The sequence below is a fragment of the Bacillus sp. J33 genome (genome assembly GCF_000518885.1).
In the GTDB taxonomy this organism is placed as follows: domain Bacteria; phylum Bacillota; class Bacilli; order Bacillales; family Cytobacillaceae; genus Cytobacillus.
Map to the genome: position 1 here is coordinate 29,149 of NZ_JAEL01000011.1, position 16,189 is coordinate 45,337.

General features: G+C 41.4%; 14 protein-coding genes. All 14 read right to left on the reverse strand.

Annotated elements, in window-relative coordinates:
• Positions 1-12: 12 nt before the first annotated feature.
• The 14 genes from L634_RS0105015 to ftsL all read right to left on the reverse strand — a co-directional run bounded on the left by L634_RS0105015 (position 13) and on the right by ftsL (position 16,148).
• The gene (locus L634_RS0105015) at positions 13-381 is read right to left on the reverse strand and encodes a small basic family protein (protein ID WP_026581496.1); all 369 of its coding nucleotides are present in this window, start codon (positions 379-381) and stop codon (positions 13-15) included.
• Complete coding sequence (locus L634_RS0105020; RefSeq protein WP_026581497.1) at positions 381-1,112, reverse strand: DUF881 domain-containing protein; 732 nt, start codon at positions 1,110-1,112, stop codon at positions 381-383. The genes L634_RS0105015 and L634_RS0105020 overlap by 1 nt, the downstream gene beginning before the upstream one ends.
• Positions 1,113-1,193: 81 nt before the next feature.
• The gene (locus tag L634_RS0105025; protein WP_051428241.1) at positions 1,194-1,928 is read right to left on the reverse strand and encodes a DUF881 domain-containing protein; all 735 of its coding nucleotides are present in this window, start codon (positions 1,926-1,928) and stop codon (positions 1,194-1,196) included.
• Positions 1,873-2,667, reverse strand: coding sequence for a cell division protein FtsQ/DivIB (locus tag L634_RS0105030; RefSeq protein ID WP_026581499.1), 795 nt, complete (start codon positions 2,665-2,667; stop codon positions 1,873-1,875). The genes L634_RS0105025 and L634_RS0105030 overlap by 56 nt, the downstream gene beginning before the upstream one ends.
• 495 nt (positions 2,668-3,162) lie before the next feature.
• On the reverse strand, positions 3,163-4,071 hold the full coding sequence (gene murB / locus L634_RS0105035; RefSeq protein WP_026581500.1) for a UDP-N-acetylmuramate dehydrogenase: 909 nt from the start codon (positions 4,069-4,071) through the stop codon (positions 3,163-3,165).
• A 187-nt stretch (positions 4,072-4,258) separates the two neighbouring features.
• Entirely contained in the window at positions 4,259-5,362 is a 1,104-nt protein-coding gene (gene murG, locus L634_RS0105040) for an undecaprenyldiphospho-muramoylpentapeptide beta-N-acetylglucosaminyltransferase (protein WP_026581501.1), read from the reverse strand.
• A 402-nt stretch (positions 5,363-5,764) separates the two neighbouring features.
• Positions 5,765-6,865 (reverse strand): stage V sporulation protein E, encoded by a 1,101-nt coding sequence (gene spoVE / locus L634_RS0105050; protein WP_026581502.1) that lies wholly within the window; start codon positions 6,863-6,865, stop codon positions 5,765-5,767.
• A 160-nt stretch (positions 6,866-7,025) separates the two neighbouring features.
• Entirely contained in the window at positions 7,026-8,378 is a 1,353-nt protein-coding gene (gene murD, locus L634_RS0105055; RefSeq protein ID WP_026581503.1) for a UDP-N-acetylmuramoyl-L-alanine--D-glutamate ligase, read from the reverse strand.
• A complete protein-coding gene (mraY, locus tag L634_RS0105060; RefSeq protein WP_026581504.1) occupies positions 8,379-9,353 on the reverse strand; it encodes a phospho-N-acetylmuramoyl-pentapeptide-transferase in 975 nt (324 codons plus the stop codon).
• A 2-nt stretch (positions 9,354-9,355) separates the two neighbouring features.
• Positions 9,356-9,802, reverse strand: coding sequence for a hypothetical protein (locus L634_RS0105065; protein ID WP_026581505.1), 447 nt, complete (start codon positions 9,800-9,802; stop codon positions 9,356-9,358).
• A gap of 1 nt (position 9,803) precedes the next feature.
• Entirely contained in the window at positions 9,804-11,264 is a 1,461-nt protein-coding gene (locus L634_RS0105070) for a UDP-N-acetylmuramoyl-L-alanyl-D-glutamate--2,6-diaminopimelate ligase (protein WP_026581506.1), read from the reverse strand.
• A 282-nt stretch (positions 11,265-11,546) separates the two neighbouring features.
• A complete protein-coding gene (locus L634_RS0105075) occupies positions 11,547-13,466 on the reverse strand; it encodes a stage V sporulation protein D (RefSeq protein WP_026581507.1) in 1,920 nt (639 codons plus the stop codon).
• A 94-nt stretch (positions 13,467-13,560) separates the two neighbouring features.
• On the reverse strand, positions 13,561-15,783 hold the full coding sequence (locus tag L634_RS0105080; RefSeq protein WP_084028832.1) for a penicillin-binding protein: 2,223 nt from the start codon (positions 15,781-15,783) through the stop codon (positions 13,561-13,563).
• Positions 15,783-16,148, reverse strand: coding sequence for a cell division protein FtsL (gene ftsL, locus L634_RS0105085; protein WP_026581509.1), 366 nt, complete (start codon positions 16,146-16,148; stop codon positions 15,783-15,785). Before ftsL ends, L634_RS0105080 begins: the two co-directional genes overlap by 1 nt.
• Between the last annotated feature and the right edge of the window lie 41 nt (positions 16,149-16,189).

The following is a 16,189-nucleotide window of genomic DNA, read 5'->3' on the forward strand; positions in this document are numbered from 1 at the left end:
TTATTCCCTTTTTTAAATATCATTTTTTTCTGTTTTTTCTTTTTTTTGGGACCATTTCGCGATGAGAATTCGCCTTATAACCGCGATATTTTGGAAAAGCCTTACTCCAAACGCAAAAACTGCTGCTAAGTACAAGTCTACACCAAGATGGACACCCAGAAAAGCTAAACTTGCTGCCAGCAAAATATTAAAAAAGAAGCCGGAAACGAAAACTTTTTCATCATAAATGCCTTGAAGCTGTGCCCGGATTCCGCCAAATAAAGTATCTAATGCAGCAAGAACCGCAATGGATAAGTAATTGGAGTATTCATCAGGTATTTTAATGTCTGTCAATAGTCCAAGGATAACCCCTATGATTAATCCTAAAATAGGAAGCCACATTATGATTTGCCTCCTTCTTCAGGTTTCACAGGCTCCATATATCTGATTCTAAGTGCTTCGTCATAAGCAGGAACTGTTACAGGCTCTGCTGGTTTATGTACTTTTACCCGCAGATTGTCAATGAAAAATTCTTCCGCTGATTTTGATACTTGCATGCGGTTGAAAAGCTTTTCGGCTGATTGTGCATTCTCTGCTATAACTTTTATTTCAATTGGCAGCCTGCTTAGAGCATATCCGTCTATCATGGTTTCCTGATTGATGTCCCTGATGACGGTTGTGTTGATAACCCGTCTCCCTCCAATGGAAATATGCTGGGCGTCGTACATATTCAGTTCGTTAACCAGTCTTTTCAGCAAATCAGGCGAGACAGATTCCACTTGTTTGCCTAAGAGCAGCTCTTCATAAACCGGTTCAATCGTTAAAATAATCCCTGGTCCGGTGACCTCACTTAATCCGGCTTCCATTTTTAATTCCTCCAGCGTCTCACGCAGCACTTGCTCCTTACTTTGTTTACGCTTTGTTTCGTATTGGGCAATTTTCTCTTCGTTTGAACTGATCTCGCGAAGAAGCTTTAATTGTAATTCTTTTTCTTTCAGTAAATCTTCTCTAAGCTGCCACGTATCTCTTGTATCACGAACAACAGGTTCTTTTAACGTTTGGAACTGTATGGCAACCATAAAGCCAATGATGGCCGCAATAAAAGCAAAGCTGAGTTTCTTTTTGCTGTCCACTATAATTCCACCTTACTTTCCTGCATAGATCCTTTTGTGGACACATCGTAAAATCTTTTGGCGAGAAATTCCTGATTGGCTTTAAGTACCCAGTAACGGCTCCATGATAATTTCAGCTTTTTTTTCCAAAGTGAATTGGATGTTCTCATCTACTAATGTATCCTTTACTCCACCTGTTAAGTTGAGGGCAGAGGTGAGTACATCCGCATCACCTATAGCACTAATAACAAAGGGTGCTGGATGCTGATATCCATCAATTTCAATTACTGGGCCATTGCACACTACATAGGAACTGTGGGATAGCCTCTGACCATTAATGGAAACAGCAGCTGCTCCGGAAATATAGAGTTCATTAATAACCTTAAATACGTGGTGCTCATGAACTATATAGTTATTAATATTTTCCTCATCCGGATTATAGTCACCGTCTGCAAGAGTCACCTCTACACCTTCACCTTTGACTTTAACTTTTCCGAGATGCATTCTGTACTTCTCTGCATCTTCAGCCAAGTTGAAATATACCTGTGCTTCCTGTGACAGTTCTTTTTCAATTTCCAGGACCGTTTCCTGTTTTTCATTAAGCTCTTTTTGAAGTGCCCTATTTTTTTCCTCCAGCTCTACCAGCTGATTTCGCAGTTCCAAATCTCTTTCCCATTGCTTTCCTGTCATTGAAGGTTTATCATTATCCCCCTGTGTAAGGTGGTAGGAAAAAGCCATCATATATCCCAGCACAAGAAAGACCAATGAGAGAATCACATGATTACCCTTCACCTTCATTTTCTTCTTCTTCAACCTTTTCAGCTCCCTCATTTTCATAAGGCGTAAAATAAGAGCCTACTTCCAAATCAATGATGCCTTTTTGTTCCGGATCCAGCTGGCTTACAATCGAAGGGTAATGTGCCATTTTCTCTGAAAAGCTTCTTAAAGTTGCACTAACCTCAAACCCATCATTCATATATAAAGTAATATGATAAGAGTCAGTATCATTGGGAGTGTGCTGTATTTCGGATATGGAGTTTAAAACCTCTTCAGGCAAAGTCTCAAGCTCCCCAATCATCATGTCAAGAATAGCCCCTTCGGAGAATCCAATTAGTATAGGAGCGTTAACCGGAATCTCGGCGACCTTTTCATCCTTTAGAATCTTTCCATTTTCCATAACCGGCAAATAATGCTTCTCTTTTGTTATGTAGGCAATGCGTTTTAGCTCATCCACCTGTATTTCAACTGTGTTTGGCAGGTGAATTTTCACACTGGAAGATTTTATTTCGGGCAACTCTTTTAGTTTACCCTCTATAACCTCTTCCTCAACCTTCCAAATATTTGTTTTTTCGGTAATACCGCTGATTTGTATTATTTCTTCTTTATCATATATTGAATTTCCGGTTACCCTGATGTGTTTAATATGACTTAAGGGCGATTGAAAGTAAATGACTAAAAGAATTAACGAGAAAAAAAGCAAAAGCAAAAATATCAGCCTTCTGTTCGCTTTTTTACGCCTCTGCTGTTTCAGCTTCGGTATTCGGTCCTCAAGCGAGACAACCTTACTTTTCTCCACTATAAATTCACCCCACATAGAAAAAGCATAAGGCTTCCGCCCAATGGAGATATACAGACAAAAAGTGCTGCTTTCCAAGAAAAGCTATTGCTTCCGTTTGAAACGATGCTCTTCAAGAGGACCCGTCTGTATTCGCCGCACAATAAGGGCCTTAAGGTCCCTAGCCCAAAGAGCGTTGGACATATAGGCAACATCAGTATAAGTTGCCTTATTTTAAAGAACAAGGCGGTCTAATTGTGTCCTGCTTTAGAAATATTTTCTTAGAAAAAGGCTCTTTTCTCATAATAGACTTCATTAGCCGCCTGAAAAGCAGCAAACCTTACGAAAACAGCCTGGAAAAAAGAGTATCTTAACGGCTTGTCCATTTCTTTTATTAATTGAATTTATAAGGGAAGAGAACGGCATGCTTTTCCATGCCGTTTCTATTACCGTTTTTTGTATATCTAAGAAATTATTATATCACAATAAATGGAATTCGTAAGGTATAAATCCCCGTTACTTTCGGCCGATTATTTCAACTTCTGTTTCCATTTTTACACCATACAATTCAAAGATTGTATCTTTGATGTGCTGGATCAAAGCAAGGACATCTTCTGCTTTTGCATTACCGGCATTGACAATAAAGTTTCCGTGCATTTCAGATATTTGAGCCCCGCCGATTGAATGTCCTTTCAAGCCTGCTTTTTCAACAAGCTGACCTGCATAATCAGGAAGCGGGTTTCGGAAAATACTGCCTGCACAAGGATAATTCCAAGGCTGGGTATCCTTGCGGTAATCTTTGTTTTTTTGCATTGCAGAAGAAATCAGTTCCCTGTCTCCCTCTTTAAGCTGGAAGACAGCTTCAGCAACCACTCCTGGACGTTTTTTCTGCAGGACGGAAGTTCTATATGAGAATTCCATCTCCTCATTTGAGAGCCATTCCATCTTTCCATCTTCAAAAAGGATATGAGCCTTTGTTAAAATTTTGGAAATATCAGAGCCATGGGCGCCTGCATTCATATATACCGCCCCGCCGACAGACCCTGGAATACCGCTCGCAAATTCAAGTCCTGACAAACCCTTTTTGCTAATAATGGTTGATAGGGCAACTAAAGAGTAACCTCCCCCTACCTTTAACTCCGTACCATTCAGGTCCATTTCATCCATACCGCGGCCCAATTTGATTACCGCACCTTCAATTCCCTTATCCAAAACAAGCAAGTTGGACCCTCTTCCAATAGCCGTCCACTTAATTTTATACTGCCGGATCAGTTCCATCGTCTTTCCAAGATTTTCAATGGATGAGGGCTCAATAAACAAGTCGGCAGGTCCGCCGATTTTCATAGTTGTGTGGTTGGCCATAGGCTCGTTTTCTTTGATTGTGCCAACATTCAATTCTCTAAGTTTGTTAATAAATTCGTCCATATATACCTCCCTTTCTCCCAATAGCAAATTCGGAAAGCAATCCCCTTTAAAACCATTTGATGGGAAAAATGCAATAAACGTCCGATTTGTTAATGAATCATTACTAGCTAAAAACGTATTTACATCTGAAAGTTTCTTTTTTTCTCAACCTAAATTTATTTATTCTATGCATATTAGGCAGTCAAGGCTACTTTACCTTTCCGGATACCAATTCGTCCATTAAATTATAGACTCTTATTGCTGCGTCCGGAATTCCCAACTTACCGGAAGCGGTCCTCATGTCCTTCATTTTATTAGAATCAAGGAGAATTTTATCAATGCTATCAATAAGTTTTTTGCCTGTTAATTCCTTTTCATGAAGCAGCTCTGCAGCACCGTGGTCACTTAGGGCCCTCGCGTTCTTTTCCTGGTGGTTATTTGTTACATATGGGCTTGGAATTAGTATGCTTGGCACTCCCAGCGATGTGATTTCCGCCAGTGTTGTAGCACCTGCCCGGGAAACAACCAGGTCCACTCCTGCAAGAACTTCAGGCATATTATGAATGAATGGTTTGATGACTACATTATCCGGGCTGCCAACCAGCTCAACCTCTTTCTTAACATCCTCATAATGGACATCGCCGGTAATATATAAAACCTGGTAAGGTTTTTCTCCCAGTTCGGCAAGTGTCTTTATTACAGCTTCATTAATTGGCCTGGCCCCTCTGCTACCGCCAAAAATTAAAACAGCAGGTATCCCGGTCTTTAAACCAGCCGATAGCCTTCCTTTGATTCCATCTTTCCCCAGTACTTCAGATGCACGCGGATTGCCTGTTAAAATCGTTTTATTCTTAGGAAAGAAATCTTTTGCCTCTTCAAAACAGACAGCAATTCGGTCGACATATCTGCTTAGGAACTTATTGGTTAATCCCGGGACACTATTTTGTTCATGGATGATGGTCGGGATGCCAAGCTTTGCCGCTGCATAGACAACTGGCCCGCATACATAACCGCCCGTGCCAATTACAACATCTGCTTTGAAATTTCTAAGCATTTTTTTGCTGTTGCGGACTCCTTTTAAAAACCTTAACACTGTTTTCACATTTTCTAAAGAAATCTTTCTTCTAAAACCGGTTATATGTATAGCTTTAAAAGGTATGTCTTCACGTTTGACGATCGTACTTTCCAATCCTTTTTCAGTGCCTATATAAAGAAATTCGGCATCTTTATGTTCTTTCTGTATTTCTCTAATAAGCGCAAGAGCCGGATAGATATGTCCGCCGGTCCCTCCGCCGCTAATCGCTATTTTCATTCTTTCACCTCTTAAAAGAGTCGTATATAAAGACTTTGTTAATTTTCCTGTTGGCTCTGCTTCCAAAAAAATAGTGTCAGAATCAACAATCTGCTTTAACAAAGTCATAAAAAAAGAAAAGATTAAATTGCCCAGCTCTTTTCTTTCCGCGAGATGATTATCCAATGGCAGAGTGAACATCCATATAAAAAATCACTCCCCCGCATTACCCTATTCTACTATATTTAAAACAGATAGATAGGAGCAGAAAACATAATGTTAAAGAAATGTAATAATGCATAACCTTTTAAAGATTGCCTTTAAAGGAATCATTTTAGCTGGAACAGCTTTTTTCTGCGCTAGATTCCAAAAAAGAAACCCTGCATGGCAGGGTTTCACAAAAACGCATGATCAGAACTGCTTCTAGTAGCGTGCATAACGGCTGATATTAAGCAGAACGCCTATAGCCATAAGCATAAGGGTTAGTGATGAACCTCCATAGCTCAGAAAAGGAAGTGTAATGCCGGTAACGGGCATCAGGCCAGTAACAACACCAATATTAATCATTACTTGTATGGCAACCATAGCGATAATTCCAACTGCCAGAAAGCTCCCATAAAGGTCCGGTGCCCCTAATGCAATTCGTATTCCACGCCATAGAAGGAGCGCAAATAATAATAGTACAAACGAACCTCCAATAAAACCCAGCTCTTCTGCCAGAATTGCAAAAATAAAGTCTGTTTGCGGCTCTGGAAGGTAAAAGAATTTTTGTCTGCTTTGCCCCAGCCCCAAACCGAATAATCCTCCTGGTCCGATCGCATAAAGGGATTGAATAATTTGGAATCCGCTCCCCAAAGGATCTTCCCATGGATCAAGGAAGGAGGTAATGCGCTTTATTCTGTATGGCGCTGATAGAACAAGTGCTACAAACCCTGCCAATCCCGCTATCCCAAACCATACAAAATGGCTTATTCTCGCACCTGCAATAAAAATCATAACCACGCAAGTTCCGACCATAACGGTCCCTGTTCCCAAGTCAGGCTGAAGCATAATCAATCCGAAGGCTAAAAAAACAAGTCCCAAAGAAGGGACAAGCCCATTTCTAAAAGACGTAATGAGTTTCTGTTTTTCGGACAGGAATTTTGCCATAAACACAATCATGGCCAGTTTCATAAATTCCGAAGGCTGTATGGAGAATGCCCCTACACCAATCCAGCTCCTTGAGCCGTTTCGAACATTTCCGATCCCCGGAATCAGCACCAAAAGCAGGAGGACAAAGCAGACTATAATCAGCGCTTTAGCCCATGTCCTCCAGGTCCAATAATCTACATTCATAATAAAAAACATGGCTATAATTCCAACCCCTGCAAAAAGCATTTGCCTCTTTGCAAAGAAAAATGAATCATCAAATTTATAATCTGCCCAAATCGCACTTGCGCTATAAACCATAGTTAAGCCTACAGCAAGCAGCATAAAAGTGACAATCATTAATATAAAGTCGGGAGTGGTTTTTTTTGTCGGCAACCCAATACACCTCGAATGCAAGTTTTAGGGCTAATCTAGAAAGCATTCCGAACCGGCAATTTCCCCCGGCCTTCTCTGCTGTTCCGTTTAAAAGCTCTAAATGTGCCGCGAAGCAGATGTATGCCTAAGCTGTTCTCCCTCTAGTCCCGCAGACAAGCCCTTATTTAAGCTTATGCACCGCATCTATAAACATGTCTCCCCGAACCTCAAAAGTTTTATATTGGTCCCAGCTTGCACAAGCCGGAGACAGCAAAATCACATCCCCAGGCTCGGATAGCTTTAAGGCAGAAGGTACGGCTTTTTCAACATTATCGACACGCTCGATTATTTTTATTCCAGCTTCAAGAGCAGCCTTCTCAATCTTTTCTGCAGTTTGTCCAAAGGTTACAATGGCTTTGACTTGCTTGAGCGACGGAATGAGTTCTTCAAAGCCATTTCCGCGGTCAAGTCCGCCTGCAAGCAGAATAACAGGATCACTAAAAGCCGATATGGCATTTTTCGTTGCCAAAATATTTGTTGCTTTAGAATCATTATAAAATTTTCTGCTCTGGAATTCTCCAACGTATTGCAGACGGTGTTTTACTCCGGCAAATGTGCCTAATATGCTGATAATTGCATTATTTTCTACACCTGACAGCTTTGCTGCTGCCACCGACGATAAAATATTCTCAAGGTTATGTGCTCCTGGCAAGCTTACATCTCTTCTTTCCATCACCTTTTCACCATTGAAGCAGATCCATCCATCCTTTACATATGCCCCTTCATCCAGTTCCCTTGTGGTTGAAAAAGGGACAATTTTTGCTTTTGAGGCCGCAGCCACTTCCATTACTTTATCCTGATCGGCATTCACTATAAAATAATCACTGCTTGTCTGATTCATAGTTATATTTGCTTTGGCTGCATGATATTCTTCCCTGGTGCCATGGTAGTCCAGGTGTGCATCATACAGATTTGTCAAAATGGCAATTCGGGGCCTGAACTCCTTTATGCCCATAAGCTGAAATGAAGACAATTCAATAACGATATTGTTTTCCTCAGATGCTTCCTGGGCAACTTCAGAAGCTACAGTCCCGATATTTCCAGCAATCAGGGGTTTTTTGCGGCCTTCCTGAAGCATTTCAAATACCAGTGTAGTTGTCGTGGTTTTTCCATTTGTCCCAGTAATTGCTATAAAAGGAGCTTCAGAAACCTGATAGGCAAGCTCCACCTCTGTAATAACCGGAATGCCTTTTTCCTGAGCCCCTTTAATCATGGGATTATGGTATGGAATTCCAGGGTTTTTAACAATCAGCTCAAACCCCTCTTCCAGCAGCTCAATCGGATGGCCTCCGCAAATAACAGTGATTCCTTCCTCCAGCAGCCCCTGGGCTTCTGGGTTTTCAGCCAGCGGCTTAAAATCATTGACAGTCACAAATGCTCCGAGTCTATGTAATAGGGAAGCTGCACCAACCCCACTTTTTGCCAGACCTAAAACTAATATTTTTTTATGACGATAGCGATTCGTTTCCTTCACTTACACCCACACCTCAATATATATTCCGAGAATGGCAAACAGGAGGCCAACAGTCCAGAAGGTTACAACTACGCGCCATTCAGACCATCCCACCAGCTCATAATGATGATGGAGCGGACTCATCCGAAAAATACGCTTCCCGGTCGTTTTAAATGAAGCTACCTGTAAAATAACGGATAGTGTTTCGATAACAAAAACACCGCCGATAATTATTAAAATAATTTCAAGCTTAGTTAGTATAGCAATCGTTGCAATTGCACCGCCTAAAGCCAGGGAGCCAGTATCACCCATAAATACCTTCGCTGGATGGGCATTAAAAACAAGAAAGCCCAATACTGCCCCTACAACAGCGACGGAAAAGATCGAAATTTCAAATTGTGACTGATTCCATGCCAATACCGCAAATGCTCCAAATGCAATCGCCGCAGTACCTGAAACAAGACCATCAAGGCCATCTGTGAGGTTCACTGCATTAGAGAACCCTACCAGCCAAAAAATAATAAAGAATACATACCACCAGCCCAAATCAAAAGAAAGGTCTGTAAGCGGGATATGTACTTCCGTGGAAAATTCATTTTGCCTGAAAACAAAATAAAAAATAACCGAAATAAGAATCTGGCCCAGCAGCTTTTGCTTAGAAGTAAGTCCCAGATTCCGCTTCAAAGCTACCTTTATAAAGTCATCCAGGAATCCAAGAAGACCAAAACCCAATGTCACTAATAATAATAAATAGGTTTTAACGGTAGGTTCTGAAAATTTCCCTGTCATCAGCAAAGTTGTTGCTGTAATGGAGAGAAGGATCATGATTCCGCCCATCGTCGGGGTACCCGTTTTTTTCTGATGGGATTTAGGCCCTTCTTCACGAATGCTTTGCCCGAATTTCAATCTTCTTAAGAAGGGAATAAAGATGGGAGACAGCAAAACTGTTATTAAGAAGCCTGCCAATATCGTGAAGAAAACAACTTGCTCCATCATAATTATCCCCTCCTTTCCTGATTTGCATTTCCGGCAGCTTCATTCAATTTTTCTGCCATCACAGCAATATCATATGTTGCTTCGTTTTCTTTAAGACTTTTTTCATCTAAAAAAAGGAATTTAGTTGTGTTTATCATTTGTGCTTCGCTAATTTTTTCTAAATATAATTCCATGATATCCTTTAAGCCTTTCGTTAAGTCATTTGTATAAAAAATAGGAAAATGATTAGGTGTATATGCCGGTACCTGGTCTTTCTCAATCCACAGGGCAGCTACTGCCCCATTTCCAATTGCTCCTTTGAGATTCGCTGATTCTTCAATAGGAAGATAGATTCCTTTTGGCTGAAGGATCGCAGAGGAAGCAGCTACCGTATGAAAATACAGCTCATTGTCCTTTATCCCAGATGTCTTTGGAAACAATTTCGCTAAATCACCATACGTTAAATACATTTTATCGCTCCTCTATCGCCTCTTTAGCAACAAGGCGGTCATCAAAATCAAACACCTGATTTCCAATTTGCTGATAAGTTTCATGACCTTTGCCTGCTATTAAAATCACATCGCCCTCACCGGCATTTTTCACTGCATAGTGAATTGCCTCTTTACGGTCAACGATTGTCTTATATTTTTCACCCTTTACTCCCTCTTCCATATCCCTTAAGATCTGATGCGGATCTTCACTGCGGGGGTTATCTGAAGTGAAGATCGGGTCGGTGCTATACTGGCATGCAATTTCTGCCATAAGCGGCCTTTTGGAACGGTCTCGGTCTCCACCGCAGCCGACTATTGCAAAAATTCTTTTCTCTGCAAATTGCTTAACAGTTTCCAAGGCGTTTTTCAAGCTGTCTGGGGTATGGGAATAGTCAACTATTACTGAAAAATCCTGACCTGCGTCAACCGTTTCGAACCTGCCGGAAACACCTTTTACTTCCTCGACAGATTTTATAATTTGTGCTATCGGTATCCCAGAGGCAACTCCAGCCCCAATACTCGCGAGGACATTGTACACGCTGAATTTGCCAATCATTTTAAGCGACACTTTGTGCTTGCCAAAAGGGCTAATCAATTCGAAAGCTGTACCTGCTGAAGACATTTCAATATTGACGGCACGAAGGTCTGCTTCATGATCAATGCCATAAGACAATACATGGGCTGCAGTTGATTTTTCATATTCCTCTGAAGCCGGATCATCCGCATTCAATACAGCATACTTTGGCTGTTCATGATTAAAAGCACTGCCAAGCTGAGCAAAAAGCAGCCCCTTAGCCCTGCGGTAATCATCCATCGTTTTATGGTAATCCAGGTGATCCTGAGTCAAGTTTGTAAACACGGCAACATCAAAATCACAGCCATGAACACGGCCTTCATCCAAGGCATGGGAAGATACTTCCATAACAGCAGAGCTGACCCCAGCATCTTTCATTTTTTTGAATGTGCTTTGCAGGGTGAGACTTTCAGGTGTTGTATTTTTCACTTCAAAAGTCTCCTCGCCAATTTTCGTATACATGGTGCCTATTAATCCCGTTTTCTGACCTGCATCAGAAAGAATTTTTTCAATGAGATGGCTTGTTGTCGTTTTACCATTAGTGCCTGTAATTCCGATAAGATGAAGACTTTGGCTTGGCTGCCCGTAGAAAGCATCAGCAAGGACGGCCATTGCTCTCCGCGTATTTTTCACAAGAATTACTGGTATGTTCAAATCCAATTCCTTCTGAGCAATAACGGCAGCTGCTCCTTTTTCTGCAGCAGAAGCAGCAAAATCATGTCCATCAACCGTATAGCCTTCTATACACACAAATAAGCTGCCATCTGTTACTTTCCGGTTGTCGTTGACAATGGATGTAATTTCTGGATTTTCCCCGCTGTAAGACATATATGGCTGCAAATATTGCAGCAGCGTATGTAATTTCATATTTTTCATTCCTCTCATTCTAAAGCAACGCTATCTGTTTTCCTCTTTAAATAGCAATCTGGATTCCTTGCAGATTTTTAAGATCTATTTGCCGGCAGGAGAAGAATAATCAAAAGTTTTGGAATCTTAATTGAACTTCCCCAAAATCATGGCGTTATATATTGTACATGATAATTGCCTTTTTAGCCATTTAATCATTCACCTTTTCACAATGTATGTTAAAGTATTCTTCTCAAAACACAAAAATTCAGGCGGCGCAAATTGTGCCGCCCTTTTTGGCTGTTATTCCTGATCACCGAAATACAGGCGGATGGTTGATCCTTCTTTAAGCTTTATACCCGGCTGCGGCGTTTGCTTAACCACTGTATTGCCTGTTCCGCTTGCATCGATTTTCAAGTTCAGATACAGCTCTCCCAAATCCTTCTTAGTCATACCAACCATGTCAGGAACTTCAATCATTGGGGAGTCCATCCAGGTCAGCTCCTTTTCGATTTGGTCTTTTCTTGGCTTTACCCCCATAGCGCGCAGACTGTCCCCCATTATTTCACCAACAATAGGTGCGGCAACGACTCCCCCAAACTGAACAGTTCCCTTCGGATTATCAACTGCCACATATACAACCAGCTGCGGGTCATCGGCTGGAGCAAAACCGATAAAAGAAACAATATGATTATTTTCCAGGTAACGGCCATTTTGAGCTTTTTGGGCAGTACCTGTTTTTCCTCCAACCCGGTAACCGTCCACGAATGCCTTTTTACCAGAACCTTTCGCAACTACATTTTCAAGGGCATACCTGATTTCATTTGATGTTTCCTCTGAGATTACTTTTCTTTTCGCCTCTGGAGACTTTTTCATCAGTATTTCACCGTTAGCAGGATTAATCAGCTCTTTGGCAATATAAGGCGTATAAAGGGTTCCGCCATTGACGGCTGCTGAAATAGCCGCTACCTGCTGGATCGGCGTGACAGAAACACCCTGTCCAAATGCAGTAGTTGCTTGCTCAACAGGTCCCACACGATCAAGGTTAAACAAAATCCCCTTTCCTTCACCCTGAAGGTCAATGCCCGTTTTTTCCCCAAAGCCAAAGTCACGGATATATTTAAATAATTTTTCTTTGCCCAATCTTTCTCCCAGCTCTACAAAGCCAGGGTTACAGGAGTTTTGTACAACTTCAAGGTAGGTCTGGCTGCCATGTCCGCCTTTCTTCCAGCACCTTAGCCTTGCACCGCCAACTTCAACGAACCCCGGATCATGGAAATGATCTTTTTCCAAATCCACCTTTCCTTCTTCCAAGGCTGCAGCCAGAGTAATGATCTTAAAAGTGGACCCCGGTTCGTATGTACTCCAGATTGGAAGGTTCCGGTTGTAAATTTCAGGCGGAACGTTTCTAAAATTGGCAGGATCAAAATCCGGCCTGCTCGCCATAGCAAGGATTTCCCCATTATTGGGGTTCATGGCAATAGCAATAATTCCATCAGGGTTATATTCAGCCTGGGCAATATCAAGCTCCCTCTCAACAATCGTTTGGATTTTTGAATCTATCGTCAGTTTTAGATCCATTCCATCCACTGGAGGCTTGTAGTCATCAGCCATATCATTCATGCGCTCCCCTTTGGCGTTTGCATAAAATTTTACCGAGCCTTCTTTTCCTTTAAGTTCTTTATCGTAATATAACTCAAGGCCCATTAGACCCTGATTGTCAATTCCTGCGAAACCGAGCACATGGGAAAGGTAATTCCCAAATGGATAATGGCGTTTGGAATCTTCTCCAATATAAATGCCTTCTATTTCCAAAGCACGGATTTCTTTTGCTTTTTCATGGGAGATTTTTCGCCCTTCAGGAATTTTTACACTGGATGCTTTTTTAGTAATAAGCTGGTAGGCTTTTTCTTTTGACATATTTAAGACGGCCGCCAATTTTTCCGATGCATCTGCCGGATCCTTTATTTGCCTTGGAACTACATATACAGTTGGTGCACTGACATTAGTGGCAAGCGGAACACCATTCCGATCCACAATTTCCCCTCTCTCAGGTTCGAAAGGGATATCTCTGCTCCAAAGCTCCTTTGCACCATCCGTAAGCATATTGCCAAGAAAAAACTGTACATACCCAAGGCGCAAATCAATAATAAAAAAGATAAGAATACCAACGAACAAAGCTACAGTCAACCGTTTCCGAACGGTTACATTTGAAACACGCATGTACGAACGAACCTCCTTAGATTATGGCTCGTTCCAATATATGCTTGTACCTATATGAATAGAACGCACTGCCTCACAGTCAGTGCGTTCCAGCTTAATCTAAGACCTCTTCCGTTTCTTCCTGTCCAGCTTCTTCTATTTCCGGATCTTCCGTAAATTTTTGTACAGGCCGTTCAAGTTCGACGACTAAGTAATCTCCTTCTTTTAAAGGGGCGCCTGCATTCAAATTTTGTTTTACCACATAGCCATTGCCAACTGTATTAAGCTTTAAGTTCGCCAATTTTGCTACTTTCATTACGTCTCTTAATGACCAGCCATTCATGTCGGGTACTGTTAATTCGCCATCTGTTTTCAGGACAACTCTTTCTCCTTCAAGCAAATTATACATATTCCCGGGAACCTGCCTCTCCACTTTATTTCCTTTCCCAAGCACAATAGGTTCAAATCCGGATTTCTCCAATACCTTTTTTGCCTCTTCAACTGTTTGCCCTTCCACTTCCGGTGTATGTTCCGAATTGATCTTTTGTTTTTTGGAAGGTTCAATATTCAGATATTGCAAACTGCTTTTCATTACAGGAGTGAAAATTTTGGAAACCGGCTCAGCACCATTTGTGCTGAGATCTATGTCAGGCTGCTGCACAGCAACATAGATAATCAATTCGGGATCATCTTTTGGCGCCATGCCCAAGAAGGAAAAGATAAAGTTTTCATGACCGGTTAGATATCCCCCTCCATTAGGATTAGGAATTTGTGCGGTACCCGTTTTCCCGGCTACCTCATAGCCTTCAATGTTATAGCGTTTATAGCCTGTGCCATTTTCAGAAGAAACCACTGTCTCCAGAATATCTCTTGTTTTTTTCGCTGCCTCCGGTGATATTGGGTTAGCTTTTACCTTTGGCTTTGATTCTTTTACTACTTCTTTTTTATCGCTATCTACAATTCTGCTGATTACATAGGGCTGCATCATTTTTCCGTCATTGGCGATGGCTGTAGCTGCCTGTATTTGCTGAATAGGTGTAATGGCAGAGCCCTGGCCGAATCCGGTAGTAACCTTATCAAGAGGCCACTCGTATACGATATTCCCTCCTGTTTCATTTGGCAGATCAATTCCTGTCGGATCTTCAAATCCAAATTTTGTTAGATATTCTCTATACTTCTCATATCCAAGTTTTTCTTTAACTATTTTAGCAAAAGCCACATTGGAAGAGCGCTGGACGCCTTCAAGATAAGTAATATTTCCCCATCCTCGTCCCTCATTATGGTCACGAATCGCCGGGGAATTTTCTGTTACTTTATAGCTGCCTGATTTATACCATTCATTCGGGTTAAAAACCCCCTCTTCAATGGCCGCTGCCAATGTGAAAATTTTCATTGTTGAGCCTGGCTCATAAGAGTTTTCAATAACTTCATTATGCCAGGTTTTTTCAATGCCTTCTTTTGTTTTTGGGTGGAAGGAAGGCCTTTGTCCCATAGCGAGGATTTCACCTGTTTTGGCATCAGCAACAACGGCAACCATTTTCTTTGGCTTATACTCCTTGTCCACTTTATTCATTGAGTCTTCAAGGAAGGTTTGGATTTTTTTATCAATTGTCAAATAGACATTTTTCCCATTTTGGGCTGGCTTGATCATTTGATCTCCATTAGGAAGAAGGTAGCCCCAAATGTCACTTTCATAGCTGAACTTCCCATCCTTGCCTGTCAGAATATCATTTAGACTCTGCTCCAACCCCAGCATTCCTACAGTATCCGTTTTATTTTTGCCGTTTCCCTTCTTTTCTACGTACCCTATTAAATGAGAAGCAAAGACTCCATTAGGATAGAAACGCTTGGAGTCTGTAATAAATGTTATTCCTGGCAGTTCCATGTCTTCAATTTTACGCTTTGTATTTAATGGAAGATCCCTGCCGGCTTTGCCGAATTCCACCTGAAAGGGAGTCTCCCCATCTTTTGTTTTCTTAGTGAGAGTTCTATAAATCTCCGACTCTTCCATATCGATTACATCAGATAGAGCCTTTGCTGTTTTTTCAGGATCCTTCACGTAATCAGGCTTCATGCTCTTGTCCAATATCGCTACAAGCCTGTAGGAAACCGTATCCTCGGCAATAACCTCTCCATTTCGGTCAAAAATGGTACCCCTGCTTGCTTCAATCGTTTTTTCCCGTTCATATTTTTGCTGGGCTTTGGCAGCAAGGACTTGCCCATCAGCTTCTCCGGTTACCTGGATAGATAAAAAACGGAAAAGCAATACAAAAAAGAGCAGGCTGAATATTAGGAATAATATCGCTGCTCCAAAATTTATATTTGGCTGTTTTTTCATCAATCTTCCACAACCTTGACATTATTTCCGCTAAATTTTAATCCCATTTCTTCTGCTTTAGCCTTGATACGCTCATATGTACTTAGCTCGCTGACCTGCATTTTCAGATCCCCATTTACCTTCATCTGGTCCTGAATTGCTTTTTCGGTTTGCTGAATCTCTTTATTCACTTCGTAAATGGCGGCTTGGTTTGATACCATTTGGACTGCACCGAAACAAACGATGCCGGTGAAAGCAAGACCAAGAATCTTTTCGCCCGGAGAGAGCCAAGGCTTTTTTGATTTTAACTTTTTGGGGGCTTCGACTGGTTGGGTTTGCTGCTGGAATTGCTGTTCTTCCTGAATTTTTCGTGCTAAATTGCTCATAATTTCCCTCCTGCTTTTTAATTTTTATCTTAATCCTTGAT